Below are 25766 nucleotides of genomic sequence, written 5' to 3'. Positions count from 1 at the left end.
GTCGCTCGCGGCCTGGGCCGGCTGTCCCAGGAGATGTGTCGACGACGTCCAATGGTCGACCTGCCGGGCCCTTCGATGTGCGGCGGCGTGCGCTGGCGTCTGTCCGTGTTGCCGTCACCGTTGCCGTCAACCAGGTCCTCGGCCGAGGACCGACGCTGTTGCGGTCGATGAAAGTCCAGGTCAACGGCATGCCGCCGTAGGTCACTCTCCGTGCTTGCCGTGAACATGCCACACGTACTATGTGATAGCCGGCAACACGCCGGTACTCGTACATAACACCAATACTCCATTGGATATGGCCCCGGCGGCCCCCCAATTTACGATATTCCGGCTGGTTCCAGTGGGGGCCCGGGGCTGGGAAGCGAATTCCGCCAAGCATGTTAGAGGATTACAATATTGGCGTTGATGCTGACCCAAGTTTGCCAACACCCCTTTGCTCCTACTGTTGCACTAATCCGGCCAGAAGCGTCGACCACGTCGAACCGCGGGTCCATGGCGGGGACCTAACGGACGCGAATACCACGCCAGCGTGCACCTTCTGTAATAGTTCGATGGGTGCTCGGGGTCAGCCTGTTAATCCTCCTCCAAATTACACCGGCCCATTCCCTCCGCCTTGGTGGTAGCCAGTGTGCGGTAACCTAAAGATTCGGTAGTGGCTGCGCGCCCCCGACGTTGAGGTGTCAGCGTCGGGGACGCAGCTTTGGTGAAAGTTGGTCAGGACGTGTCCGTTACGAAGTACATCGTTCATGAATCTCCCGTGGGGCGTGCCAGCTCAAACTATCTGGCGATGGTGAATCTTGAGCCTTATGGCTTCGCCGGCTCTCTGGAGCAGATCTGGTTAAGACCCCTCGACGGAGATGGATACGAGGTCTCGTGTATTCCATTTCGAGTTTACGGACTAGCGCTCAATGATGCGGTAAGGCTCGACTCCGAAGGTAAACATATAATTGAAGTGCTCAGTCCTTCCGGTCATCGCGTGCTCCGCGTCTTCCTGACGCCTTCGCTGTCTGTTTCTGAGTCGTGCGAGTTGCGTAGTTCGATTACTCAGGGCATCATCGATGATGCCCTGATATCTGAGTGGAGTGGCGATAGACACGTCGCCATCGACGTGCCGCTAGGCCGTGAGGTTGGTCGTCTTTGGCCTACCATTGAACATGTCGCTGCTGAAGAAAAGGTTTATTGGGAATGGGGCGATGTTGAGCCGTTTCATCAGTAACTAGTGGCGTCGGCGATCAGCAAACTGCTTGAGTTGGCGCCCGCCGCCCGTGTCAGAGGACGTCTGATTTACGTATTTTGTGTTTGTTGTGGTTGTAGTGGTTCTCGCCAGGTTGGGGTGGTTTCGGCGGTGAGGTGTTTGGCGGGGTTGTCGATCGTGGCGAGGGTGATCATGCTGGCGGAGTTGTCGGGTCGGGCTTCGTAGTCGCGGACGAGTCGGCGGTGGTGCATGAGCCAGCCGATGGTGCGTCGACGACCCATCTGCGTTTGACCACGTTGAAGCCTTTGGCCTGGGGGGTTTTGGTGACGGTCTCGACGTCGACGCCGAGTGCGGCGCCGTGTTCGATGACGCGGTTTGTGAAGCCGGTGTCGACCCAGGTTTTGGTGAGGGTGGGGTAGGTGGTGGTGGCCTGGTTGGGCAGGTTGATGCCGATGGTGTTGTCGCTGGTGCTTGCGGCGGTGACGGTGACGGCGAGGAGGAGGCCGAGGGTGTCGGTGATGATGCCGCGTTTGCGGCCGATGATTTTCTTTCCGGCGTCTGGGCCTTGTGTGGATAGTGGGACGTTGGTGGAGGTTTCACGCTCTAGCTGTCCATGATGGAGGCGGTGGGTGTGATGGTGCGGTCGTGGTGGTCGTGGACGAGGCCGGTGAGTTGGTAGTTGAGTTCGGTGAAGATGCCTTCCTTGCTCCAGGCGGCGAAGTAGCCGTAGACGGTGTGGTGCGGCGGGAAGTCGTGGGGTAGGTAGCGCCAGGCGATGCCGGTGCGGTTGATGTGGAGGATGGCGTTGAAGATGTCGCGCAGGTCGTGGGTGGGGGTACGGCCGTTGGCGCCGGCGTCGGTGCGGGCTTGCCGCCAGGCGGTTAGGCGGGGTGCGATGAGGGTCCAGCGGGCGTCGGACAGGTCGGACGGATAGGGGCGCCGTTCGGTCATGAAGCAGGCGTACGGTGTCGGGGCCTTGACCTGGCGGACGTCATGTCCGTCAGTGCGGGATGACAGTGAACCAGACACGAACCCGGGGTGATATCCGCTGAAACCGGTTAGGCCTATGTCCACCGATATGTCTTCTGTCTAGGTCGGGTCGGGCATCTCGCGCTATCGAGGTCGAGGCGCGAATCGGTCATTACCGGCCCGAAGATGAAGCAAACGTCCAGTCAGACAAGCAGCATCATGTCGCATACGGCCGATGTTGTGGACGGCGGCGTTGCACTGCCACCCGAAGCGCTGGACAAGCTCGGGCGGCTATCATGACTGGCATGAGCACTGGGATCGGCTGCTAGTTATAAAATCGATGAGATCGATATCGTATCTTCGAACGAACGCAAGCTGCTTGAGGTGTCTCAGCTGCTCGGCGATTTTCCCCATGTAGAACTCAGGTTGGCTCCATGGCGGAGGTCGCAAAGAAATGTGATGCCGAGGTCATGCGTTACATCCTTGCCCACAGCCGCCATGGCGGCAGTCCAGCGGTCGGAAAGTCGCAAGTTGTGCGCAACCTGCGAAATGACGGAGCGCCACCCACCATCCTGGCAACTCCGCCCCTTGAGGCCGATGCTGGGCTAGGGCCAGACAGGGAGTTGGAAACTGAGTCGCATGCAAAGCGGGTGGCTGAAATGGCGCTTACCGAATGGGGGATCTTCCGGCTTCCCTAGGAACTCTTCACACACTGCGTGTCTCATACATCTTGAGGGGCCGGGCTTGACTTCGGCTCGACTGAGGCGATCTGCCTCGGCATCAAGGGAGCGATCGGTCGCTATAGTCCGGCCCGCTAGATAATCAGTTCTCCGCAGGAGTGGCATCATTACTCGACGTATTGGTGTCACTCCTGTGTGCGCCGAGGGGCGTGATTATACGCGTGGGTTGCTGTCAGGGCTACTGTAAGACAACGATGCACATGCGGATATACAGATTGATGCGGGCGGCATGACTGCTCGGGTCCACCCCGCGTAGCGGCATGGCGGCTGATCCCCGGATGCCATAGCGTCGGTTGACCCGCAAGGGGATCGTCATGGTGAAGCCATTTTGGGCCCAGTGGCTCCGTCGACGGCGGGGTCGCTTGGCCGGGGTCTCGGGGCTGCGACGTTTCCTCCAGGTCCGCATGGTACCGCGTGGTACGGTATGGTGTATGACAAGGATTACGTTGCGGGAGTTCCGTGATGGGGCGGGTCGGGTGCTGGACGGGGTTGAGCGCACCGGTGAGCCGGTTGTCATCACGAAGTACGAGCGGCCCGTGGCCGTCTTGGTCGGTATCGACGAGTGGGAGGAGATCGAGGCGTTCCGGGATCGTCGGGATGCTGCGGTGATTGCTCGTTCCCGTGCTGAGGGTGAGTTCGTGCCGTTGTCGGCGGCACTGGAGTCGCTCGGGGTGGATCCTCGGGAGGTGGAGGCGTTGCTGGCCGACCGGGCCGGTGGTGCGGCGGCGTGAAGGTACAGATCGACCGGGATGTGCTGGTGTGGCTGCACAAGCAGCCCCGCAACGTGTTCCTGACCGTCCTGAGCGCGATCCTCGGCCTGGTCTCCGATCCTGCGCCGCAGAACTCGACCGAGATGCGGGACGGATCCGGGCGTCGGTTGCGGGTCGGTGACTACCGGGTGCTCTACCGCCTCGACGGTGACGAATTGACCGTCCATGACGTCGGACATCGCAAGGACGTCTACTCGTAGGCCGTAGCGCGTGCGCGAGGCACCATGATGTTCTTGTAGAGCAGTTTTGAGCCGGCCCGATCTTGGCGTGTTGGTTGGGCTATACGATGGCGGTGATGTTGCCGTCGTCGCAGTAGATGGCTTGGTGGAGGCGTCCGCCGAGGGCGGTGGCGTATCGGGCGACGATGTCTTGGCCGGAGATCTTGCCTTGTTCGATCTGGGAGATGCGGCCTTTGGTGACGCCCATGCGCTCGGCGACCTGCTGTTGGGTCAGGCCGCGGGTGCGGCGCACCTCGGCGAGTCGGTGTCCGACGACGGTGGCGAGGAGTTCCTGTTTGCCGTCTTCGACGGCTTGTTCGCCGCCGGCGCGTTCAACGTGGGTGGTGCGGATGCCGCTCCAGCGTGCGTAGCCGTTCATGGCTGTCGGCCTCCTCCTTGGCGCGTTCCATGAGGTAGATCTCGTAGCGTTGCTCGGCCAGGGGAATCGCTTCGGTGTACCACTGTTGCCATCGTCCGGCCTTGTCTCCGGCGACGAGCAGGATGCTGTCGCGCCATGGGTCGAAGGCGAACAGGATGCGGACGGTGCCGGGGCGTAACTCTTTGAGGTTGGCGAGGGTGGAGCCGTGGATCGTGTCGACCAGTGGCCGGCCGAGTCCTGGACCGGCTTCGGCGGACGATAAGCATGGGAACTGACATAGGAGCGGCAGCTCTAACGACCCTGACAGTCGGGGCAATCCGGTAGAGATGCCTAAAACCATATCCCTCTTCAGGTTCGGCGGAGGTGAAGATTGAGATTCTTGGACGATGACGGCCATTTCGGCTTGCTGGTGAGCCCGCCCTCTGGGCGTCGCATGTAGGTTGGCCTTGCTCTTGGTTGGCGGCATGGCCATGGTGGGCGCGCGCGGAGCCGGAACAGCTGTAGCGCGTGCGCCCGGCCCAATAAATGGTAAGACAGTGGTCAAAGGTCTACTCAAAGACCCCCTTACCCTGATCCTGCCGCACGCCCAACTCGTCGTCGACCACTTCCACCTCGTGCAGTTGGCCAACGCCACCGTCACCGAGTCCGCCGCCGGGTCACCGTGCAGGTCCGCAGCCGACGCGGACGCAAAGGCAACCGCGAGTGGGAACTGCGTAACCGGCTGACCCGATCGGCCGCCCGCATGCGCGCCGAGCACGTAGACGACCTCGAAGCCGAATTCGCCGCGCTGCCGGCACGCATCGGGGCGCCGATCCTGGCCGCCTGGAACGCCAAGGAAGACCTGCTCGACCTGCTCGCGCTGGCCCGCGTCAACCCCAATCGCGAACGCGTCGCCGAGCTGCTCTACCGCTTCTACCGCCGCTGCACCCACGCCGAACTGCCCGAACTCACCCGCCTGGCAACCACCGTGCAGACCTGGTGGCCCCAGATCCTCGCCTTCCTCCACACCGGCATCACCAACGCTGGCTCCGAAGGCACCAACCGAGTGATCAAAACCGTCGCCCGCGACGCCTACGGCTTCCGCAACCCCGTCAACCAGCGACTACGCACCCGCTGCGCCACCACCCAACGAACCCGAGGACACCTCAACTCCCGCTAATTTCGTAGAGCCGACATGAATTCCTATCGCAATTCGGAACCACTAGTTGACTGTTCACGCCGTTGGACACCACAGGGGCGTCTACTCGTCGGCAATCTCGGTCCGGCGGCCTTGTCCCCGGACCGGGTGCACTGACCTTGTTGTTGTGCGATCGCAGCGGTCATGGCGAGGACGCGTCGACGGGCTGCGCCCGCATCGCACGTACCGCCTCGCCCGCGAAGAGGCAGGCCGCCTGGTGCCCGGAGCCGATCTCGACCAACACCGGGTCGGTCTGGGCGCAGTCGGGTCGGGCCTGCGGGCACCGCGTCCGAAACCGGCAGCCAGTCGGCGGGTCGATCGGACTCGGGACATCACCGGCCAGAATGATCCGCTGGCGACTACGCTGCACCGGTGGGTCGGCCACCGGTACCGCCGACAGGAGGGCGGCGGTGTAGGGGTGGGCGGGCTCCCGCCAGATCTGCGCCGGGGTGCCGCTCTCCACGATGCGGCCGAGGTACATCACCGCCACCCGATCACTCATGTGCTCGACGGCGGCGAGATCGTGCGCGATGAAGAGGTAGGTCAGCCCGAGCTCTCGCTGCAGCCCCCGGAGCAGGTTCATGATCTGTGCCTGCACGCTCAGGTCCAGGGAGGCGATCGGTTCGTCAAGGACGATCAGATCCGGATCACCAGCGAGCGCCCGGGCGATGCCCACCCGCTGCCGCTGACCGCCGGAGAGTTCGTGCGGGTGCCGTTCGGCGAGATCGCGCCGCAGGCCGACCAGGTCGAGCAGTTCGGCCACTCGGTCCCGCCGGGCCGCGCCGCTGGCGGCGAGCCGGTGCACGGCCAGCGGTTCGGCGATACTCGCCCCGACCGTGTGCCGCGGGTCGAGGGAGGCCTGCGGATCCTGGAACACCATGGCGACGCGGCGGCGCAGCCGGCGCAACCGCCGCCGCGACCAGCGGGTCACGTCCTGCCCCGCCACCTGGACCGTACCCGCGGTCGGCTCGACCAGGCGCAACAGCGCCAGCCCGGTCGTCGACTTGCCGCTGCCGGACTCACCGACCAGACCGAGGGTTTCGCCGCGGCGTACCGTCAGCGACACCCCGTCCACGGCGTGGACCACCCCCGCCGGGGTCGGGAACCACACCGCCAGGTCGGTCAGCTCCGCGACCGCGTCGGCGGCCACACTCTCCCCGGTCATCGGTCCTCCCCAGTCGGCCGACGCGGATAGAAGGTCCGCACCTGGTGCCCCGCCGCGACCGGCACCAGCGGTGGCAACTCCCGCTCGCAGCGGCTGTCCCCGCGGACCGAACAGCGGGGCCAGAACGCGCACCCCTCGGGAAGCTCCAGCGGACTGGGCGGTGTCCCCGGGATGGTGACCAGTTCGGTGACGTTCGCGTCCGGGTCCGGCCGCGCCGCGAGCAGCGCCGCGGTGTACGGGTGCGCCGGTTCGGCGAAGACCGCGTCCACCGATCCCTGCTCGACGATGCGACCGCCGTACATGACGGCCACGGTGTCGGCGAGTCCGGCGACGACGCCGAGGTCGTGGCTGATCCAGACGACGGCGGTGCCGAGGCGCCGTTGCAGGTCGGCGACCAGCTCGACGATCTGGGCCTGGGTGGTCACGTCGAGCGCGGTGGTGGGCTCGTCGGCGATCAACAGATCCGGCTCGCAGACCAGGGCCATGGCGATCACCGCGCGCTGGCGCATCCCACCGGAGAGCTGGTGCGGGTAGGCGTCCACCCGTTCGGCGGCGGACGGGATGCCGACGAGTTCGAGCATCTCGATCGCGCGGGCCCGGGCGGCCCGCCGGGTCAGCCCGAGGTGAACCTCGCTGGCCTCGCCGATCTGGCGGCCCACGGTCAACACCGGGTTCAGCGAGGTCATCGGGTCTTGGAAGACGAACCCGACGTGCCGCCCCCGCATCCGCCGGCGACGTGCCGCCGACAGCGTGGCGAGGTCCGTACCGAGCAGCCGGACGTCCCCGGTGACCCGGGCCGCGCGGGGGGCGAGCCCGGTGGCGGCAAGCACGCTCATGCTCTTGCCGCTGCCCGACTCCCCGACCAGGGCGAGCGTCTGCCCCGCCCGGACCGACCAGTCGACGCCGGCGACCGCGCGGGCCGCTCCCCGGCGGGTACCGATCGTCACGGTCAGGTCCGCGACGGAGAGCACGGTTTCTTCGTCGGTCATCCGGCGTTCCTCCTCGCCTCGCTGACGGTGAGCTGGCGAGGGTCGAGCACGTCGCGGAGCGCGTCTCCGACCAGGTTGAACGCCAGGACGGTGAGGAAGATCGCGGCGCCGGGGAAGAAGCCCAGCCACCACGCGTCGGTGACGAATCCGCGCCCGTCGTAGAGCATCCGGCCCCAGGCCGGCTCGGGCGGCTGCACTCCCAGCCCGAGGAAGGAGAGCGCCGCCTCGGACAGGATCGCGAAGGCCAGCGAGAGCGACGTCTGGACGATCAGCGGCGCCGCGATGTTGGGCAGCACATGCCGCCGCATGATGCGCAGGTCCGAAGCCCCGGTGGCGACTGCCGCCCGGACGAAGACCTGCTCACGGACGGAGAGCACTCCCGCGCGGGTGACCCGGGCGAAAATCGGGGTGTAGACCACGCCGATCGCGACCATCGCGGTACTCAGGCCCGGCCCCAGGACCGCGACGATGGCCACCGCGAGCAGCAGGACCGGGAACGCGAACAACACGTCCATGCAGCGCATGAGGACGTTGTCCAGCCACCCCTGGTAGTAGCCGGCGAACAGCCCCAGCGTCACGCCCGCCAGCAGGGCGATCCCCACGCTGACCGCGCCCACCTGAAGCGAGACGCGGGCGGCGACCAGGACCCGGCTGAGTACGTCGCGACCGAGTTCGTCGGTGCCGAAGGGGTGCGCCCAGCTGGGCGGCTGAAGCATCCGGTCGACATCCACCTCGTTGATGCCGGCGGGGGCCAGCCAGGACCCGGCCAGGCCCGCCACGACCAGGAGGACGAGCACCACACCGCCGGTCACGGCCAACGGGTCGCGGCCCAGCGCCACCAGCGCCCGGCGCGACGTCGAGTCACCGTTTCCGCTCATCGCACCCGAATCCTCGGATCAAGGCGGGCGTAGAGGAGATCCACCAGGAGGTTGACCAACAGGAACAGCGCCGCCACGAGCAGGATCGCCCCCTGGAGCACGGGATAGTCCCGGGCCTGCACCGCGTCGTAGGTGAGTCGGCCCACCCCGGGCCAGGCGAAGAGCACCTCGATCACGATCACGCCGCCGAGCAGGCTCGCCAGCTGCACCGCCACGACGGTGACCACCGGGATCAGCGCGTTCCGCAGGACGTGCCGCACCACCACCACGCGGGTGGGTAGCCCCTTCGCCTCGGCGGTGCGGACATAGTCCTCAGCGAGCACCTCCAGCACGGAGGATCGGATGAACCTGGTCAGGATCGACGCGGTGACCAGACCGACCGTGACCGCCGGGAGGAAGACGTGCGACGCCCAGCCAGCGGGATCCTCGGTGAGGGCCACGTAACCCGAGGGCGGAAACCAGCCCAGCACCCCCGCGAAGAGCAGGATGCCCATGATGCCCATCCAGAAGTCCGGTACCGAGACCCCGAACTGGCTGAACACGCGCGCGGCGTGGTCGAACACCGAGCCGCTCCGCAGGGCCGAGAGTACCCCCAGCGGGAAGGCGACCAGGAGCGCGAAGACGACCGCGGTGATCGCCAGGGAGAGCGTCGCGGGCAGCCGCTCCAACACGATCGCGGTCACCGGCCGTCCGCTGCGGAAGCTGACCCCGAGGTCGCCGGTCAACGCCTGCCCGACGTAGCTGGCGTACTGCACCGGCAGCGGCTGGTCCAGCCCGGCCCGCGAGCGCAGCGCCTCGTATGTCTCGGGGTCGAAGCGGGTGCCGAGCGCCACCCGCACCGGATCACCGGGGACGAGTTGCAGCAGCAGGAACACCACCAACGTCACGCCGAGGAGGACGATGCCGGACTGGAGCAGACGGCGCAGGATGAAGCGGGTCACCGGGAGTGACCCGCCAACTCACCGAGCATCACCAGCAAGGATCCGCCACCTCACTGGGCCAGAGCGACGTCGCGGAACCGGATCGCCCGGTCGGCGCGGACCTCGTAGCCGCTGACCTGCGACGACCAGCCCTGCACCACGTCCGGGTTGTAGAGGTAGAGGTAGCTGACGTCGTCCACGATCTGCTTGGCCGCCTGCTCGTACTGCTGCTTCCGCGCGGCCTGGTCAGTCTCGGTCCGGGCCTGGTCAAGCAGGTTGTCCACGGCCGGGTTGCGGTATCCGTGGAAGTTGAAGGTGCCGGCACTGTGGTGCTGGGCGTAGTAGAACTCGTCGGGGTCGATGTTGCCCAGCCAACCGAGCATGAACGAGTCGAAGTTCCCCTTGCCCTGCTCGTCGAGCCACTGGGCGAAGTCCAGCGTACGGATCTTGACGGCGATGCCGATCTCCTTGAGCTGCGCCGCGATGACCTGCGCCGCGGTCACGGTCTCCGGGTACTCGTTGGTGACCATCAGATCCATCGTCAGGTCGGTCCCGCCGGCCTCGGCCAGCAGCTGCTTCGCCTGCGCCAGGTCCTGCTGGTACGGCGCGTAGTCGTAGTAGAAGGCGCTGTCCTTCGGAATGGCGGTCTGGTTGACCGTCGCCAGCCCGAACTTGGCGGCCTTGGTGATCGCCGCCCGGTCGAGCGCGTAGGCGATCGCCCGGCGCACGTTGACATCGTCGTAGGGCTTACGCGCCTGGTTGAGAGCCAGATACCAGTAGTCGCTCGACGCCGCGGAGCGCACCACGAGTTCGTCGTCCTCGCGAAGCGCCGACACCTGCTGCGGCGGCAGGTTGTCGGTCCACTGCACCTCGCCGCCGCGCAGGTTCTGCAGGGCCACCGTCGGGTCCTGCACGAAGGTGAAGGTCACCCCGTCCAGCCTGGGCTTCGTGCCCCAGTAGTTGTCGTTGCGCACCAGCTTGATGTTGTCCCCGGCGCGGTAGGAGGAGACCGCGAACGGGCCGCTACCGATCGGCTCCGTCTTCACCGCCCCGGATTCCACGTTGGACTTCTTGACGACCGCCACTCCCTTGAAGCCACCGAGGCTGGCGAGCAGGTTCGGGGTGGGCGCGGTCAGCTGCACGACGACGGTTCCCGGATCGGGGGCCGTCACCGACTCGACGGTGCCGAACCGGTACGCGGCGTTCAGCTCCTCGTCGATGATCCGGTTGTACGAATAGACCACGTCCTCGGCCGTGAGCGGGGATCCGTCGCTGAAAGTCACCTCCTCGCGGAGGGTGAACGTCCAGGTCAGTTGGTCGTCGCTGGTGTCCCACTCGGTCGCCAGGGAAGGCTTCATCGCCAGGTTCGCGTCCGGCTCGACGAGCGTGTCGTAGACATTCTCGAGCACCTGGAAGCTGGCATAGGCCGAGGTGTGGTGTGGGTCCAGTTGATCCGGCTCCCCGCTGATCGCGGCGGTGAGTACGCCCCCCGCACCGGCCTGCGCCCCGTCAACCTCGACGCCCTCCCCGGCGCTGCAACCCACCAGCAGACCGAACGTCAGGGCGAGCGCGACACCGGCCCCCCGGAATCTCTTGCTGGACATGGTCCCCCCTGTGGACTCTTCCCGGCAAAGTGAACGATCATGTGAGTCTCACCTTCGAGCCGGACCATGTCAAAAAACTGGGCGGATACCTACCCGGTACCGGGCTCAGTCCTCGGTCTCCACGCCCGGTACCGGGGTCAGCAGGGAATCCTCTGGGCCCCAGCTGCCGGCCGGGTACTCCCGCAGCGGCACCGCCCCCGCCCGCCAGCAATCGAGCACCGGCTCGATGATCTGCCAGCAGTCCTCGGCGGTGTCCCCCCGGACCGACAGCGTGGGGTCGCCGTCGAAGGCGCCACGGAGCACCTCCCCGTACGGCGGCAGACCCCCCGGACCAAAGTCGGCCACCAGGTGCGCCTGGCCCAGTTCCAACGGGTTCCCGGGGCCGTTGATGTTCACGTCGAGGCCGAGCCGGTCCGGGCCGAAGCCGATCCGCAACCGGTCGGGCTGGTCGTACCCGAACAGTCCGGACGGCACCCGGGGCGGTTGCTTGAACGTGACCACGGCCTCCTTGCGGCGGGCCGCGAGCCCCTTTCCGGTACGCAGCCGAAACGGCACACCGGCCCAGCGCCACGTGTCGACGCAGAGCACCACCTCGGCGAACGTCTCGGTGCCCCGGCTCGGGTCAACACCGGGCTCGTCGGCGTACCCGGACAGCCGTTTGCCATTGATCTCCCCCGCCGCGTACCGACCCCGACGGCTCCACGTCGCCGGGTCGTCCGCCCACACCCGGGTGGCCCGCAGCACCTGCGCCTTCCGCCCCCGCAGGTCTCGGGCGGCGAGGGTGGGCGGGGCGTCCATCGCGATCAGCGCGAGAACCTGGAGCAGGTGACTCTGCACCATGTCGATGAGCGCGCCGGCACCGTCGTAGTAGCCGGCCCGCCCGGCCAGTCCCAGCGTCTCGTCAAAGACGATGTCCACGCAGGCCACGTGCGCGGAGCTCAGCATCGGTTCGAAGATCCGGTTGGCGAAGCGCAGCCCGAGGATGTTCATCACCGTGGACTTGCCGAGAAAGTGGTCGATGCGGTAGACCTGCTCCTCCGGCACCAGCCGGGCCAGCACCTCATTGAGGGAGCGGGCCGAGACAGCGTCGGTGCCGAAGGGCTTCTCCAGCATCAGCCGAGTGCCCGGCGGCAGGCCGATCCGGGTTAGCGCGGCGGCCGCCTGGGCGGTGATCGCCGGCGGCAACGCGAAGAAGATCACGAGTTGGTCGTGACAGTTCGACAACAGCCGACGTAGATCCTTCTCCTTCGTCACGTCGGCGGGCAGATAGCGGGTGGTGCGGACGAGCTCCTTGACCCGGGGACCGGTCGCGCCCGCCGTGGCGAAGGCGTCCGCCACCCGGCGGCGCCAACGCTCGTCATCCCAGTCGTCCGCGCCGCTGCCGAGCAGGGTGAGATTCGACCGGGCACCGGGACCGCTGGCCACCAGCCGCCCCAGGCCCGGCAGCAGCAGCCGGTCAGCCAGGTCACCGCTTGCTCCCAGCAGGAGCAACGTCTGGGGGCGGTGATCCCCCCGATTGACGCGGTGACCAGCGTGGTCGGACTGCGAGGTCGTCATACCCCCACCATGCCCTGCCGGGCCGGTCGGTACGGCCTGGTTCGGCGGGGACCGCCCGGCCAGTCGCGTCGAGGGCTCGTTCCGCCGCCAGCTCGACCGGGTCCCCCGAGGTGGGGCCACGCGTGTGCCGCCCCCGCGGCCGAACCCGCTGGTTCGGCTCCCGGGGGCGGTGTGCCCGTAGTCTGTGGTCAGTAGTCAGTGGTCGAGGTCAGCGCTCGGTGCGGTCGGGGATCTCGGTGCCCGACTCCCCCGGCCTGGCACCGATCGACTCCTCAGCGGCCCGTCCACCAGTGCTCTCGTCGCCCAAGGTGAGATCACTGCGGGGCAGGCCGGCGAGCCCGGCCGGATCCCGGGTCGGCTGCTCGGCCGCATCGCTGTCCGGTTCGGCCAAGCCCGCCCGACTTAGCATCTCGACCAACTCGTCGTGTGGCATGCGTTCGGTGTCCGCTATCCCGGCGCCACGCGCGATGGACTGCAGGGTAGCCAGATCCTGATCCGCGAAGGTTTCGGCCATACCGCTGGCTTCCCCGACGGGCTGACCAGGAAACCTTCCCGCCCCGACCCGCCCACACGGTCCGCATCCGCCCCGCCGGCGGAACCACCCGGTCGCTCCGCCGGGGCGGGACCCTCAGCTTCCCGGTTCCGCGTCCGGCCGTTCCGGCCCGTCCTCGCGCCGGTAGCCCGGTTCCCGGCCGTCCTCGGGGCGAAGCCGAGCACTGGCGAACGCCGACGTGACCGCTGCGGAGAGCGCCTCGATGTTGTACGGGCCGTGGTGTCGGCGACCGTTGACGAAGAAGCTCGGTGTACCGGAGACGCCGCTCAGATCGGCCGAGTCGACATCCTCGGCGATCCGGGCAGCGCCACGACGAGCGGCGAGGTGTTCCCGGAACCGGTCCAGATCAAGGTCGAGTCGTTCGGCGTACCGGAGCAGGTCGGCGGGGCGCAGCTCACCCTGGTTCGCCAGCAGCAGGTCGTGCATCTCCCAGAAGGCCCCCTGCTCGCCCGCCGCCTCGGCGGCCTCAGCGGCCAGCTGGGCGTTGGGGTGCACCTCGGTGAGGGGTAGATGCCGCCAGACGTACCGGATGCTGGTGAAGTCGGTCAGTAGTTCCCGGACCGCCGGTTCGGCCTGCCCGCAGTAGGGGCACTCGAAGTCGGCGTACTCCACGACGGTCACCGGGGCCTCGAGTGGACCACGGATATGGTCCCGGTCCGGGTCGACCGGGACCATCAGGTCGATGATCCCCTCCGCGGCGCCCAGCAGCGCCCGGGCCCGCCGCGCCGGGGCGAGCCGGGCGGCGAGGCGGAACACCAACCAGGTGGTGAGGGAGGCGGCGACCGTCGCTACGAGGATGCCGACCTTCGCCTCGTCGAGGGCGGGTCCGTGGAGGGCATGGGTGGCGATCAGCAACGCGATGGTGAACCCGATGCCGGAGACGGTGCCGACTCCGATGATCGCGGCCCAGCCGACCGGTGCGCGGAACCGGTTCCGGCTGAGCCGGGCCACCAGCATCGAGGCGATCACGATTCCGGCCGGCTTGCCGACCAGGTAGGCGAAGAGGACGCCGAGGGTGACCGGGGAGGTCACCGCGCGAGCCAGAAGGTCACCGTCGACCACCACGCCGACGTTCGCCAACGCAAACAGCGGCACGATCAGATAACTGGCCCAAGGGTGGTAGATATGTTGCAACCGGTCGTTCGGGGACAGCGCCGCGGCGAGCCCTGCGCGGACCGAACTCGCCAGTTGCGGGCTGGGTTGCTCCCGGAACAGCCGGAACCGGTCGGCCGCCTGCCGTAGCTCGGTGCGGGCCGGGGCGTAGGCGAAGGTGAGTAGCCCCATCACCAGACCAACCACCACGGGGTCAACCCCCGACTCGGACACCGCCAGCCACGCCGCCACCCCCAGCAGCAGGTAACCCGGCCCCCACCGCACGCCGGCCGCGCGGATGAGCAGGACAAGCGCGAAGATGCCCGCCGCGACGAACAACGCCGTCGGCGATGGGTGCTCCGGGTAGGCGATCGCCAGTACCACGATCACGATCAGGTCGTCCACGACGGCGACGGTCAGCAGGAAGTTGCGCAACCGGTCGGAGAAGCGGGGGCCGAGGACGGCGAGCATGCCCAACGCGAGCGCGGTGTCCGTCGCCATCACCACGCCCCAGCCCATGGCCGTCGGCTTCCCGGCGTTGAACGCCAGGTAGATCGCGATCGGCGCCAGAATGCCGCCGATCCCCGCCAGCAGCGGCAACATCACCCTGCGCCGCTCCCGCAGTTCGCCCAGATCGAAGTCGCGCCGCACCTCCAGGCCGATGACCAGGAAGAAGAACGTCATGAGTCCGCTGTTGACCCAGAACCGCAGATCATGTGAGACCCGCCAGTTGCCGAGTTCGACGGAGAAGGTGCTACCCCACAGCGACTCGTACGACGACTCGTCGAGGTTCACCCACACGAGAGCGACCACGGCGGCGGCCAGCAGCACCCGCGCGCTGCCGGTCTCGGTGTGCAGGAACGCCCGCAGTGGGGAGCTGCGCCGGTTGGTCCCGGTGCTCCGGGCTGACCACCGCCGCCCACGAGGAATGTCGCCCGTCACGTAAAGATCCTCCCCCAACGAACTGCGGGCTGGCATGATATCGGCAGCCGCCGCGCCCTTCGGGCGCCGGGGCGGCGGGAGCCGCTGCCGAGCTCAGGCCGCGCCGTGCGCCCGGCTCACCTGGTTGCCGCCGGCCCGCTTCGCGGCGTACATCGCACGGTCGGCATCGGCGAGCGACATCCCGAGCGAGTGGGCGGCACCGCTGGCGACCCCGACGCTGACCCCCGTCCGCCACGGCGTCAGGCCGCTCACGGCGGCAACGGCCCGGAGGGCGACCTGTTCCGCGGCGACGCAGTCGGCACCGGGGAGGATGGCGACGAACTCGTCGCCGCCCAGTCGGGCCACGAAGTCGCCCTTGCGGACGCTGGTCGTCAGCGCCTGCGCCACCGCGCGCAGCACCTCGTCCCCGGCGGCGTGTCCCTGTGAGTCATTGATCCGCTTGAAAGAGTCAACGTCCAGGGCGAGCACCGCGACCCGGCCGTCGTCGACGGTGCCCGGGTCCACCAGCTTCCCCAGGAAGTTGTCGAGGCCCCGCCGGTTCGCCACCCCGGTCAGCGGGTCGGTCCGCGCCGCCCGCTCTGCCTGCTCATGCTGCGAGCGCAGGAGATCGTACGACTGCATCGTGACCGCCGCGTGCAGCCAACGGTGCCGTTGGCGCCACAACAGCTCGGCGAGCGTGTCACCGTAGGTGAGTCCCGGCCCGACATCGCGCGCACCGTTCTCGGCCAACAACACCGCGTGCGTCCGGTGCAACGCCGCCGACACCAGCCAGGCGACGTCGGACGTCAGGTCGACGACGGCCTCCTCGATGACACGGAGGGCTTCGTCCAGCCGACCGGAGCGGTTGAGCGCGACCGCGTGGAAAGGCCGGCACAGCAGCACCTCCGCCTGCTGCGCGGGCACGCCGAACGCCTGGAGTTGGGCGATGCACCGAGGGATGTCATCGGCCGCGCCGGTCGGATCCCGGCCTTCGGCACGCGCGGACGCCGCGAAGAGCAACCCCAGGTGCCGCCACACCTCCGCCTTCGGCCCGGAGGCCTCCGCCGCCGCCCGTACCGCGTGCTCCTCGGCCACCGTGAGATGCTGCTCCGCCTCCGCCACCTGGCCGACCTGGTACAGCTCCAGGGCCCACATCAGGTTACTTTCGGCGAGGTTGCACAGCCACATCGCCCGGTTGCCGTTGTCCGGGTACGCCGCCTGATAGGTGGCTTCGTACGCCGCCTGGAACTGGGGCTCGGCCAACTCGTACAGGCGCAGCTGCGCGTACCCGATCGCGATCCCCGTGTGGGCGTTTCCCGCGATGACGGGGTCGGGTTCGCCGGCGAGCAGAGCGGTCTCCGCGGTGACCAGATCGCGGAGCACCGCGACGATGTCGTGCTCGCGGATGTCCAGGTCGCCGAGACGCAGCCGCCGGATGGCACGCAGCGACAGCGCGCACGAACGCCAACCCACGCTGTGCTCCCGGTCCGCGGCGGCCAGCATCAGGTCGGCTGCGGTGAGGGCGCCCCGCAGGTCACCCAGTCGGGTCAACGCCACAACGCGCGCGAAGTGCATGGCGGCTGGGCCGTCGCAGATGTCCCCGGTCGGTGCCCGCAGCGCGGACTCGGCGGCCGCCAGTACCTGGGCCGCGCCGCCGGCCTGTGCCTCCTCGAGGAGGCGCAGGGCCCGGAGGGTGACGTCGTCCATCCGGTCTCCTCAGAACAGTCAGATGCTAGCGGCAACGACCACGTTTTTGGCACCGCGACCATGATCCCGTCGGCTCGGGCATCGTGCGCGACCGATTCGCGGTCAGCGACGTCGGATTCCCGTCACCGGCGCCCGGCCTCGACATGGGCCGCCAAGGCCGGGGCGGCACCACCACCTCAAGGTCATCCTTGGGTACGCGTGCGCGAACACCGCGTTGGCGTCACCCTGATCGAGCTTTCCGCACCCGCCGCTCTCGTTGGCGCTACCCCGCCCACGAACCCAGGTACGACTGCCGGAGCCGGAGCCGAGGAAGCCGACCTGGCCGACGACCGCAACGGCCGCGACCACCACGGCATCCGACCAGGTGCGGCAACAGGTCGGTGGTACCCGCCAGTCAGCCGCCTGAGACGCGGATCAGTCCGTCGCGCACCCGGCCGCCCGCCGCCGCAACGCGTCGAGGTCGAGCACCACGACCGAAAGGCGACTGGTGCGCACCCAGCCCGAGTCACGCAACACACGCAGGGACTTGGTGACGGCCTCCCGAGACGCACCGATCCAGCCGGCCAGCTCGTCCTGGGACAGCCGGACGGCGACGTGAATACCGTTGTCCACCGGGGTGCCGAACCGTTCGGCCAGTTCCACCAGGCGAGCCGCCACGCGGCCGGTACTGTCCTGGACGCCGAACTCGATTCGTTTGCGGTCGGCGTCACGCAACCGTTCCGCGAGCAGCCGCATGAGTTGGAAGGCGACGCGGCCCTGTTGTTGTAGGTACTCCTGGAATCCGGCCGGTGACATGACGAGTGCGGTGACCGGGTCCAGCGCCTGCACGGTTGCTGAGCGCGGCAGAAGGTCTACTGCGGACAGCTCGCCGAGGAGTGCTCCGGGTCCGCGTACCGCGAGCAGGATCTCGGTGCCGGAGGCGCTGTGGCAGGAGGCTTTGACCCGGCCGGCGGCGAGGGCGGCGACCCATCCGGATGTGTCGCCTTCGTGGAAGAGGACGTCGCCGCGTTGCCAGTGGCGGGTGGCGGCGCGTTGCCGGAAGGCATCGCGTTCGCTGGTGGTCAGGGTGCTCCAGAATTCGTTCACTGCCGCACCTGTACCGCGTAGGCTCGGACCAGGCCGGTTCGTCCTTTGACGGTGAGGTCCCCGAGTGGCTCGACCGGGATCTGGGTGCGGGTGGATCGCCACGTGGATTCGCCAATGACGATCTGGCCGGGGTCGGCCATCGCTTGCAGTCGGGCGGCCACGTTGACCGCGTCGCCCATCGCGTTGAAGCCGCGTAGCTGGTCACTGCCGATGTTACCGACCAGCGCCGGGCCGGTGTTCACGCCGATGCGAAACCGCGGCCAGTCGGGGTGGCCGCCGGCGATCTCGTCCACGGCGTAACGCATCTGGGTCGCCGCGCGTACCGCTCGTAGCGCGTGGTCGGGCTGCCGGGCTGGGGCGTTGAACAGGGCCAGTAGGGCGTCACCGACGAACTGCACCACGGTGCCGCCGTTGTCGAGGATGCAGGGAACCGCTACCCCGTGGTAGCGGTTGAGCATGGCCACGATCTCCGCGGGTTCGGCCGCCTCAGAAAACGTGGTGAACCCACGCAGGTCGGCGAAGAGGGCCGTCACCTCGACAACCGAGCCACCCAACGCCGCCTGGTCCGGGTCAGCGATCAACGCAGCCGCGACATCCGGCGACAGGTAGTGCCGAAACAGGGTACCCAGCCGGCGGCTGACCTCCCGCTCCGCCGACAACGCCTGTGCGGCGCGTTCCAGCACCGCGGTCTGCCGCTCGGTCAGCCCGAACCGTTCCCCCAGCCCGGCCGCGACCGGGCCGATGTCACCGGTGCCGTCACGTTCCCGCTCCGCGAGCGCGGATACCAGTTCCTCCAACGCCGCACTGTACTCGGCCCGCACCGCCCGAATGGTCTGGTCCAACGCCAACCCGTCGAACAAGCCGGCAGACGAACCCTCACGACGGTACTGAACAAACGCGCTGTAGCCGACAAAACCGAACGCCAGCGCCAGCAGCACATGCCACTGCCACCACGACAACGCCCATTTGTCGGCGAGCACCACCGTCACCATCGCCTCAGCGAGCAACACGAACGCCGTGATCACACTGATCAACATCGCCGACGGCTGACGCCGATACAGCAGGAAGTACCGCACCGCGGCGACCACCAGCAACGCCACCGACACCGGCGCCAACCAGGCTAGCCACGCGTCCTGCACCGTCGGGTCCGGCTGATCCGACAACGGCGGCATATCCAGCAACGACACCACGCCCCACAGGGCGAGGATCACCGCCAGCTCACCCCAGAAGATATGCCGCGCGCGTAGGATCGCCGCGCCCCGCCGGCCATCCAACGGCAGCGACGAGGCCACCGCGAACACGGCGGCGAACGCCAGCCCCACCGGCTGCGCCAACTCGAACCCGAGATTCGGATGCTCCACCAGCACCTGCGGCGTGGCCAACCCGTGCAACACGAAGAACCCGGCGCTGGCCACAAACGCCAACGACACGAGGAACAGTCGCGCATCATGCCGCCGATGCGCCGCCGCACTGACCATGACGCCGATCACCAGGTTCACCAGCGCCACCGCAACGATCAAATAGAAATGACCCAACGGATCGTGCCAGTGCACATCAGCCTGCGGACGCGCCACCAGCAGCCACAACCCCAGAAGCGGCAGCGCCATGTGAAACACCCAGACCAGAGCCCGCACCGGCACCGCAACCTGGCGGCCTCGAGGACGAGCCGGCCGCGGACGACGCCACCGCTGAGCCAACGAAACAGGAGACCCGGTCAGCTGTCGCCACACGCGCCTCACCATACGTGCCCCACAACACCCCACGACCCGACGGCTATGGGTACTAGTACGCAGACTGCCGCGCCGAACGCGCGTTGACTACCCAGCGTGAAATCCACTCCGCTGTTAACACTGCTCGGCGGCGTCACGCTCGGCGCGGTTGTGCTCGCGCTCAGCGTGCACGCCACCGGTGGGAACGACGAGCCACCAGTCTCGGCCGCCACCCCCACCGCCACCGCCGTCGCGGGAGCATCCGCCGCACCATCGCCATCCCCAACCCACGCACCCATCAACGCCACCTGGGCAGGGCGACTGACCGCCGGCACACTCGCGATCTCGGTACAAGACGGCGTCGCGGTGGCCTACCTCTGCGACGGTTCCGCGATCGAGGCGTGGCTTCAGGGCACTGCCGCGGGCGGACGACTCGACCTGGCCGGCCGTGCCGGCGAGACGCTCAGCGGCACGTTCGGCGAGGGACGGGCCAGCGGCCAAATCAAGATCGACGACCAGGTCCTACCGTTCACCGTGGCAGCGGTCACGGCGCCGTCCGGGCTCTACCGGGCCACCGCGACGGTGCGCGGCGCGCAGGTCGACGGCGGGTGGATCGTGCTCGCCGACGGCACCCAGGTCGGCCTGGTGACTGTGGACGGCGTCGTCCAACCCGCGCCACCGCTGGACACCGCCGCGGGCCAGGTCACCGTCGACGGCGATGTGCTCACCCCGACCCGCCCCAGGGAGTTGTCGTGACCATCCCCAACGAGATTACGACACACCACACCGTCGACGAGGGCGCGGGGCGCACTGCCGGCACCAGCCAGCTGACGCTGCTCGGTGTCCCATTCCTGATCGGTGCCACGGTCGCGGTGACCCTCGGGGTCTACGGCAGTCTGCACGAACCAACCGGTGTCGCGGTGAACGTGGGTGGCTTCTCCAGCCCACAGACAGTCAAGGTGTGGCTCGCCACCGGCGTGGCCGTGCTCGCGGTGATTCAGCTGCTGTCCGCGCTGTCGATGTGGGGCAGACTCGGCTCACTGGCTCCCGGTTGGGCCGCACCCGTACATCGTTGGTCGGGGCGACTGGCGTTCCTGCTCGCCGTCCCCGTGGCGATCCACTGCCTGTACGCGCTCGGTTTCGCCACCTACGACCTGCGCGTCGTGACGCACGGGCTGCTCGGCTGCTTCTTCTTCGGCGCCTTCACGGTCAAGATGCTCGCCCTACCGAAGCCTGGCCTGCGTGGTTGGGTCCTGCCGGCGCTGGGCGGCACCGTGTTCACCGCCCTGATCGCGCTGTGGTTGACGTCGTCGTTCTGGTACTTCACCACGATCGGAGTCACGCTGTGAGCGAATTGAGGATGGCCGCCGGCAGGCCCGGTGGCGAGTTGGCCCGCAACGACCGGCCGACAACCGTGGTCGGCAGCGAGGCGCACGGCCCCGACGGCCTGAACCCAGAAGTGACCACTTGCCCCGACCCACCCGACGGTCAGGACCGCGGGCAACCAGGAGGATGCGCATCGCGGCGACGGTGGCTGGCCGGGGTGGGCGCTACCGGGGCGGTCATCCTGAGCGGTTGTGCCACCTACGGCAACTCCGCGCCGGCCACGAATGGCGGCGACAACACCGGTGGCGGTGACGGCACCGCAGCCGGCGGCGACGCGCAAGACGCGGCCAGCGGCGGGCAGGTGCTGGCGCAGGCAGCCGAGGTCCCGGTCGGCGGGGGAAGGATCCTCGCCGACGCCGGGGTGGTCATCACCCAACCGCAGGAGGGCACGTTCAAGGGATTCTCGGCGACCTGTACGCACCAGGGCTGCACCGTGGCTGAGGTGTCCGACGGGACGATCAACTGTCCTTGCCACGGCAGCAGGTTCTCGGTGGCCGATGGCTCTGTGGTGGGCGGGCCAGCTCCGCGCAGCCTCGACCCACGGGACCTCGTCGTCGAGGGCAGCGACATTCGCCTGGCCTGATGAGCCGCGCACCGCGGGCCGTGCGGATCCCTGGTCCGGACGGCCGCCACCCAGGTCGCCTGCCGAGTTGGCAGGCGTCTGGGGGCACGAGGAGAGCATGATGATGACGGCATCGAAGACGGCAGCGACGAGCGTGATCGAGCGGACAGCGCAACTGGTGGAACACGCCCTGCGTGCCAGTGAGGCGTACCAACGCGCAGACCTCGCCACCCGGCTGCGGCATGCCCGCCGCCGCCTGTCCGCCACCGACGTGCACGTGGTGGTGGTCGGCGAGTTCAAGAAGGGGAAGAGCTCGCTGGTGAACGCGCTGGTCGGCACGGATCTGTGCCCGGTCAACGACGGTCCTGCCACCGCAGTTCCCACCCAGGTGCGCTATGGCGAACAGGTGGCCGCGGTGTTGCTACGCGAGGGCGATCCGCCGGCACGGGAACCGATCACACTGGAGGACATCCGCGGACACGTGGTGGAGCCCGATGCCGGGTCTGGTTCCACGCCGCCACGCGCGATCGAGGTGAGCCTGCCCCGCAAGCTGCTCGCCGGTGGCCTGGTCCTGGTCGACACGCCCGGCGTGGGGGGCCTCAACTCCGCCCACGCGACAGCCAGCCTGGCGGCGACCTCGATGGCCAACGCGGTCGTCTTCGTCACCGACGCGTCGCAGGAACTGACCCGCACCGAGGTCGACTTCCTGTACCAGGTGCGGGAGATGTGCCCCACCGTCATCTGCGTCATGACGAAGACCGACTTCTATCCAGCCTGGCGCAAGGTCCGCGACCTCAACCAGCGGCACGTCGGCACCGACTTCCCGATCATGGCGGTGTCCTCGACGCTGCGGTCCCGTGCGATAGCTGCCGGAGACAAGGACCTCAACCGCGAGTCCGGCTTCGGGGACCTGGTCACGTTTGTGGCCGACCGGGTTGGCGTGTCGGCGGCGAAGCGTCTGGCGACCGAATGCGCCGCGGACGTCGCGAACTCGATGGATCAGATCAGCGCCCAGTTCCGGGCCGAACGGGCGACGCTGGCTGACCCGGATGCCGCCCAACGGATCGTCGACGACCTCGCCGCCACCCGAGCCCAGACCGAGGCCCTGCGCGGCGCCGCGGCCCGGTGGAGCCAGACGCTCAATGACGGAATTCTCGACCTAACCGCGGACGTTGATCATGATTTGCGCAGCCGGATACGGCAGGTGGTCGAGGACTCGGACGACATGATCGCCGACATCGACCCGGCCGACTCGTGGGACTCGGTGGAGACATGGCTACAGTCGCGAGTCGCCGCCGAGGCCCTGGCGAACTACACCGTGCTGCGCGACCGCGCTGAGAAACTCAGCTGGGAGGTTGCCGACCACTTCCGGAAGGCATCCGGAACGGCGCTCGAACAGCTCGCCGTCCACGACCCGAGCCGGCTGGCGGCCCAGGCCGGCGAGCACAAGGATCTCGACCTGACCAAGATGAAGGTCGGAAAGCAGGCCATGGTGGCGTTGAAGAACGCGTACACCGGCGGTCTGATGTTCACGATGCTCGGCAGCCTGCTGGGACTGGGCCTGGGACCGATCGGGCTCGGCATCGGGCTCATCATGGGTCACAAGGGCCTGCGCGACGAGAAAAAGCGCCAGCTGCAGAACCGGCGCAACCAGGCGAAGAACTCGGTGCGTCGCTACTGCGACGAGGTCAACTTCGTCGTCGGAAAGGACTCCCGAGACACGCTACGCCGAATCCAGCGACAGCTACGCGACCACTATGCCGCCCTGGCCGAGGAACTCAACAAGTCCACCACCGAGGCGCTGAAGGCCGCCACCGACGCGGCAAAGACCACCAAGACCAACCGGGCGGCCCGCTTGCGGGACCTCGATGCGGAACTGGCTCGACTGGCGAAGGTGCGGCAGATGGCCGGTGCGATCGCGGAGGATGCGGCATGACCAGGCCGATCCCCACGAACCTGCTGGACCGTACCCGCGCGGCGCTGAACCGCGCGATAGGCGTATACCGTGGCACAGCGGACGAGCCGCAGCTGACTGCGATCCGCGACCGCCTCGACGAGCCGCTGCGCGTGGCCATTGCCGGCCGGGTGAAGGCCGGCAAGTCGACGCTGCTCAACGCTTTGGTCGGAGAACGACTGGCGCCGACCGACACGGGTGAGTGCACCCGCGTCGTGACCTGGTACGCCGACGGCCACACCTACCGAGTCACCGCGCATGTCGCTGACCAACCTCCGGTGCAACTGCGGTTCAGCCGGGACGACGGCGCGATCGAGATCGACCTCGCCGGCCGGGCACCGGAGGAGATCGACCACCTCACCGTGACCTGGCCCTCCCAGGCCCTGCGGACCACCACGCTGGTCGACACCCCCGGCATCGGATCCCTGACCCATTCGGTGTCCCGACGGGCCCGGGAACTGCTCGCCGCCGAACGCGCGGAGGAGGAAGCGATGCCGACCGACGCGGTGCTCTACCTCATGCGGCACGTACACGCCTCCGATATGGAATTTCTCAAGGCCTTTCGGGACAGCGAGGTGTCTCGGCCCCATCCGATCAACGCTATCGGCGTCCTGTCTCGCGCCGATGAGATCGGTGTCGGTCGGATCGATTCGATGGCGTCGGCGCGACGCATTGCCGCACACCTGACGATGGACCCGAGAATGCGGCGGATGGTGCAGACCGTCGTACCCGTTGCTGGCCTGTTGGCGGAGACTGCGGCAACACTCACCGAGGCCGAGATGGATCGGCTGCGACGAATCGCGACGCTGGCGCCCCGCGATGTCGAGGCACTGCTACTGTCCGCCGACCGGTTCCGAGAGTCGATGCCGGACCTGGGGCTGACCCTGATCGAGCGAGACGTGCTGCTGGAGCGGTTCGGCCTCTTCGGCCTACGACTGGCGGCGGCACTGGTACGGCAACAAGTGGTGCGGACCGCCGCCGAACTGGCCCGGGAGCTGTCGGAGCGAAGTGGCCTGGTCGAGCTCAGGGCTGTGCTCGGCTCACTGTTCTTCGAACGGCGCGACGTGCTCAAGAGCCGATCGGCACTGCTGGCCATTGACACCCTCACCCGCACCCGCCCAGCACCTGGCAGCGAGGCGACCGCGACGGAGGTCGAGGAGATCTTGGCTGGTGCGCACCCCTTCAGCGAGCTGCGGGTGCTGACTTCGGTGCGGGCTGGCTGGGTCACCGGCAAGCCCGCCGTCATTGACGACTTGGAGCGGGTCATCGGCGGTCGGGGCGTTGCGCCGCACGTCCGCGTGGGTCTGGAGCCGGACGCGACGCCGCAGGAACTGACGTCGGCGGTCCACGCCGCGCTCGAACGTTGGCAGATACGGAGCGAAAGCCCGATGACCAGCCGTGAGCTGGCGATTGCCGGCCGGATCGCGGTCCGCTCCTGCGAGGGGATGCTGGCCGCACTGACCGGCGGCGGCCGGGGCGAATGAACCGGTCAGACACTGTCACCGTCGAAAGCGTCGCCCAGCCACGGCTCGTCTGGTTGCTGGGCGCCGTCGACCCTGGCCAGATGGTGCACCGACTGGCCCGTCCCGTCGATGTCGGCGAGGGGTGCCGTCACAATCACTGCCACGCCCGCCAGGTCGGTGTCCAGGCCATAGTCGGGTTCCTCCTCGGCACCCACCTGCGCGCCGAGCCCAAATGCCAGGTCGGGAGAGGCATCACTGGCCGGCTCGGACCACGGTTCACCGCCGAGAGCATCGTTTTCGGAGCGCGCCGTGGTCGGGTCGCTGGACTCGGCAGCGGGATCACCGTCCAGGTCCACCACCGGATCACCGCCGTCGACAAGCGGTGCGGTAGCCAACAGGTCCAGACCAAAGTCCCCAGTCGTGTTGGTGTCGCCGAAGCCGCGGTGAGCCATGACTGTCGGGGCGAGGTGTTCCGCGAGGGCCGGTTCCGCCACGTCGGCGTAGTGGGAAACCGCCTCGTTGACGAGGTCGGCGGGCAGTCCAGGGTGACCGTGGGCACCGATGAAGGCATCCGGGTCGGCGGCGTACGCCTGCTGGGCGTTCTCGCTGCCGGCGAGGTCACCGAGCGCGTCGAGAAGTCGGCCCGAGTCCATGCCACCCACGGTAGGGATCGTGCCACCGAAACCGCAGCGGGGAGATCCCCGACTGGCCCCCTAATCGTCGCGGATGGCGGTGGTGACTGACCGCGACGCACGAGCCGTGAACAGAGCCC

At 68.1% G+C, this 25766-nt stretch carries 23 protein-coding genes and 2 pseudogenes; 10 read left to right on the top strand and 15 right to left on the bottom strand.

Annotated features, from left to right (window positions below; all coding sequences use genetic code 11):
- The first annotated feature begins 377 nt into the window (after positions 1-377).
- Positions 378-623 (top strand): HNH endonuclease, encoded by a 246-nt coding sequence (locus AC1UKG_RS19935; protein ID WP_482642955.1) that lies wholly within the window; start codon positions 378-380, stop codon positions 621-623.
- A gap of 98 nt (positions 624-721) precedes the next feature.
- Positions 722-1216, top strand: coding sequence for a DUF4265 domain-containing protein (locus tag AC1UKG_RS19930; protein WP_155253954.1), 495 nt, complete (start codon positions 722-724; stop codon positions 1214-1216).
- Positions 1217-1284: 68 nt separating this feature from the next.
- Here AC1UKG_RS19930 and AC1UKG_RS19925 read toward each other — a convergent pair.
- A pseudogene (locus AC1UKG_RS19925) lies at positions 1285-2146 on the bottom strand (IS5 family transposase).
- Between the two features lie 1189 nt (positions 2147-3335).
- On the opposite strand from AC1UKG_RS19925, the gene AC1UKG_RS19920 reads away from it, so the two are divergent.
- Both AC1UKG_RS19920 and AC1UKG_RS19915 read left to right on the top strand, forming a co-directional pair.
- Positions 3336-3635, top strand: a complete 300-nt coding sequence (locus tag AC1UKG_RS19920) for a type II toxin-antitoxin system Phd/YefM family antitoxin (RefSeq protein ID WP_188115270.1) — start codon at positions 3336-3338, stop codon at positions 3633-3635.
- Positions 3632-3874, top strand: a complete 243-nt coding sequence (locus AC1UKG_RS19915; protein WP_018732983.1) for a type II toxin-antitoxin system RelE family toxin — start codon at positions 3632-3634, stop codon at positions 3872-3874. The genes AC1UKG_RS19920 and AC1UKG_RS19915 overlap by 4 nt, the downstream gene beginning before the upstream one ends.
- A gap of 79 nt (positions 3875-3953) precedes the next feature.
- Here the strand turns inward: AC1UKG_RS19915 and AC1UKG_RS19910 are convergent, their stop codons facing one another.
- Positions 3954-4271 carry a helix-turn-helix domain-containing protein gene (locus AC1UKG_RS19910; protein WP_029123370.1) on the bottom strand — a complete coding sequence of 106 codons (318 nt, stop codon included), beginning with the start codon at positions 4269-4271 and terminating at the stop codon, positions 3954-3956.
- Positions 4225-4668 (bottom strand): type II toxin-antitoxin system RelE/ParE family toxin, encoded by a 444-nt coding sequence (locus AC1UKG_RS19905; RefSeq protein WP_482642956.1) that lies wholly within the window; start codon positions 4666-4668, stop codon positions 4225-4227. Before AC1UKG_RS19905 ends, AC1UKG_RS19910 begins: the two co-directional genes overlap by 47 nt.
- Positions 4669-4843: 175 nt before the next feature.
- Between AC1UKG_RS19905 and AC1UKG_RS19900 the strand changes: the two are divergent.
- Positions 4844-5430: pseudogene (locus AC1UKG_RS19900) on the top strand (ISL3 family transposase); the annotation flags it as partial.
- 160 nt (positions 5431-5590) lie between these two features.
- Here AC1UKG_RS19900 and AC1UKG_RS19895 read toward each other — a convergent pair.
- The 11 genes from AC1UKG_RS19895 to AC1UKG_RS19845 form a co-directional block, all read right to left on the bottom strand.
- Entirely contained in the window at positions 5591-6613 is a 1023-nt protein-coding gene (locus AC1UKG_RS19895; RefSeq protein ID WP_482642957.1) for an ABC transporter ATP-binding protein, read from the bottom strand.
- Entirely contained in the window at positions 6610-7602 is a 993-nt protein-coding gene (locus tag AC1UKG_RS19890; RefSeq protein WP_018743427.1) for an ABC transporter ATP-binding protein, read from the bottom strand. Before AC1UKG_RS19890 ends, AC1UKG_RS19895 begins: the two co-directional genes overlap by 4 nt.
- Positions 7599-8480 (bottom strand): ABC transporter permease, encoded by an 882-nt coding sequence (locus AC1UKG_RS19885; RefSeq protein WP_018725488.1) that lies wholly within the window; start codon positions 8478-8480, stop codon positions 7599-7601. Before AC1UKG_RS19885 ends, AC1UKG_RS19890 begins: the two co-directional genes overlap by 4 nt.
- A complete protein-coding gene (locus tag AC1UKG_RS19880; RefSeq protein WP_018732978.1) occupies positions 8477-9421 on the bottom strand; it encodes an ABC transporter permease in 945 nt (314 codons plus the stop codon). The genes AC1UKG_RS19885 and AC1UKG_RS19880 overlap by 4 nt, the downstream gene beginning before the upstream one ends.
- Before the next feature lie 50 nt (positions 9422-9471).
- A complete protein-coding gene (locus AC1UKG_RS19875; RefSeq protein ID WP_482642958.1) occupies positions 9472-11004 on the bottom strand; it encodes an ABC transporter substrate-binding protein in 1533 nt (510 codons plus the stop codon).
- A 105-nt stretch (positions 11005-11109) separates the two neighbouring features.
- Entirely contained in the window at positions 11110-12561 is a 1452-nt protein-coding gene (locus AC1UKG_RS19870; RefSeq protein ID WP_018743425.1) for a glucose-6-phosphate dehydrogenase, read from the bottom strand.
- Between the two features lie 208 nt (positions 12562-12769).
- A complete protein-coding gene (locus AC1UKG_RS19865) occupies positions 12770-13075 on the bottom strand; it encodes a hypothetical protein (protein WP_018732975.1) in 306 nt (101 codons plus the stop codon).
- Between the two features lie 114 nt (positions 13076-13189).
- A complete protein-coding gene (gene nhaA / locus AC1UKG_RS19860; RefSeq protein ID WP_018743424.1) occupies positions 13190-15148 on the bottom strand; it encodes a Na+/H+ antiporter NhaA in 1959 nt (652 codons plus the stop codon).
- 93 nt (positions 15149-15241) lie between these two features.
- Complete coding sequence (locus AC1UKG_RS19855; protein WP_018743423.1) at positions 15242-16834, bottom strand: GGDEF domain-containing protein; 1593 nt, start codon at positions 16832-16834, stop codon at positions 15242-15244.
- Positions 16835-17248: 414 nt separating this feature from the next.
- A complete protein-coding gene (locus AC1UKG_RS19850) occupies positions 17249-17920 on the bottom strand; it encodes a Crp/Fnr family transcriptional regulator (protein WP_018743422.1) in 672 nt (223 codons plus the stop codon).
- Positions 17917-19527 (bottom strand): adenylate/guanylate cyclase domain-containing protein, encoded by a 1611-nt coding sequence (locus tag AC1UKG_RS19845; protein WP_482642959.1) that lies wholly within the window; start codon positions 19525-19527, stop codon positions 17917-17919. Before AC1UKG_RS19845 ends, AC1UKG_RS19850 begins: the two co-directional genes overlap by 4 nt.
- Before the next feature lie 219 nt (positions 19528-19746).
- On the opposite strand from AC1UKG_RS19845, the gene AC1UKG_RS19840 reads away from it, so the two are divergent.
- The 5 genes from AC1UKG_RS19840 to AC1UKG_RS19820 all read left to right on the top strand — a co-directional run bounded on the left by AC1UKG_RS19840 (position 19747) and on the right by AC1UKG_RS19820 (position 25015).
- Positions 19747-20385 carry a hypothetical protein gene (locus AC1UKG_RS19840; protein ID WP_482642960.1) on the top strand — a complete coding sequence of 213 codons (639 nt, stop codon included), beginning with the start codon at positions 19747-19749 and terminating at the stop codon, positions 20383-20385.
- Positions 20382-20978 carry a DUF6529 family protein gene (locus AC1UKG_RS19835; RefSeq protein WP_018743419.1) on the top strand — a complete coding sequence of 199 codons (597 nt, stop codon included), beginning with the start codon at positions 20382-20384 and terminating at the stop codon, positions 20976-20978. Before AC1UKG_RS19840 ends, AC1UKG_RS19835 begins: the two co-directional genes overlap by 4 nt.
- Positions 20975-21598, top strand: a complete 624-nt coding sequence (locus AC1UKG_RS19830; RefSeq protein ID WP_026271275.1) for a Rieske (2Fe-2S) protein — start codon at positions 20975-20977, stop codon at positions 21596-21598. The genes AC1UKG_RS19835 and AC1UKG_RS19830 overlap by 4 nt, the downstream gene beginning before the upstream one ends.
- Before the next feature lie 97 nt (positions 21599-21695).
- Positions 21696-23513: a dynamin family protein gene (locus tag AC1UKG_RS19825; protein WP_018813805.1), complete on the top strand. Its 1818-nt coding sequence runs from the start codon at positions 21696-21698 to the stop codon at positions 23511-23513.
- Positions 23510-25015, top strand: a complete 1506-nt coding sequence (locus AC1UKG_RS19820) for a dynamin family protein (protein WP_482642961.1) — start codon at positions 23510-23512, stop codon at positions 25013-25015. The genes AC1UKG_RS19825 and AC1UKG_RS19820 overlap by 4 nt, the downstream gene beginning before the upstream one ends.
- 5 nt (positions 25016-25020) lie before the next feature.
- Here the strand turns inward: AC1UKG_RS19820 and AC1UKG_RS19815 are convergent, their stop codons facing one another.
- Positions 25021-25647 carry a hypothetical protein gene (locus AC1UKG_RS19815; RefSeq protein ID WP_018743415.1) on the bottom strand — a complete coding sequence of 209 codons (627 nt, stop codon included), beginning with the start codon at positions 25645-25647 and terminating at the stop codon, positions 25021-25023.
- Between the last annotated feature and the right edge of the window lie 119 nt (positions 25648-25766).

This window comes from Salinispora sp. CH2A1_6 (assembly GCF_056820975.1).
The sequence above is the reverse complement of the archived record's forward strand: the minus strand, read 5'-3'. Positions and strand labels throughout refer to the sequence as shown.

Coding starts and splice junctions, on each gene's coding strand:
- AC1UKG_RS19825 (WP_018813805.1), top strand. CDS start 21,696: ATGATGATGACGGCATCGAAGACGGCAGCGACGAGCGTGATCGAGCGG.
- AC1UKG_RS19935 (WP_482642955.1), top strand. CDS start 378: ATGTTAGAGGATTACAATATTGGCGTTGATGCTGACCCAAGTTTGCCA.
- AC1UKG_RS19820 (WP_482642961.1), top strand. CDS start 23,510: ATGACCAGGCCGATCCCCACGAACCTGCTGGACCGTACCCGCGCGGCG.
- AC1UKG_RS19885 (WP_018725488.1), bottom strand. CDS start 8,480: ATGAGCGGAAACGGTGACTCGACGTCGCGCCGGGCGCTGGTGGCGCTG.
- AC1UKG_RS19845 (WP_482642959.1), bottom strand. CDS start 19,527: ATGGCGCTGCCGCTTCTGGGGTTGTGGCTGCTGGTGGCGCGTCCGCAG.
- AC1UKG_RS19865 (WP_018732975.1), bottom strand. CDS start 13,075: ATGGCCGAAACCTTCGCGGATCAGGATCTGGCTACCCTGCAGTCCATC.
- AC1UKG_RS19905 (WP_482642956.1), bottom strand. CDS start 4,668: ATGGCCGTCATCGTCCAAGAATCTCAATCTTCACCTCCGCCGAACCTG.
- AC1UKG_RS19920 (WP_188115270.1), top strand. CDS start 3,336: ATGACAAGGATTACGTTGCGGGAGTTCCGTGATGGGGCGGGTCGGGTG.
- AC1UKG_RS19910 (WP_029123370.1), bottom strand. CDS start 4,271: ATGAACGGCTACGCACGCTGGAGCGGCATCCGCACCACCCACGTTGAA.
- AC1UKG_RS19875 (WP_482642958.1), bottom strand. CDS start 11,004: ATGTCCAGCAAGAGATTCCGGGGGGCCGGTGTCGCGCTCGCCCTGACG.
- AC1UKG_RS19815 (WP_018743415.1), bottom strand. CDS start 25,647: ATGGACTCGGGCCGACTTCTCGACGCGCTCGGTGACCTCGCCGGCAGC.
- AC1UKG_RS19895 (WP_482642957.1), bottom strand. CDS start 6,613: ATGACCGGGGAGAGTGTGGCCGCCGACGCGGTCGCGGAGCTGACCGAC.
- AC1UKG_RS19890 (WP_018743427.1), bottom strand. CDS start 7,602: ATGACCGACGAAGAAACCGTGCTCTCCGTCGCGGACCTGACCGTGACG.
- AC1UKG_RS19870 (WP_018743425.1), bottom strand. CDS start 12,561: ATGACGACCTCGCAGTCCGACCACGCTGGTCACCGCGTCAATCGGGGG.
- AC1UKG_RS19855 (WP_018743423.1), bottom strand. CDS start 16,834: ATGGACGACGTCACCCTCCGGGCCCTGCGCCTCCTCGAGGAGGCACAG.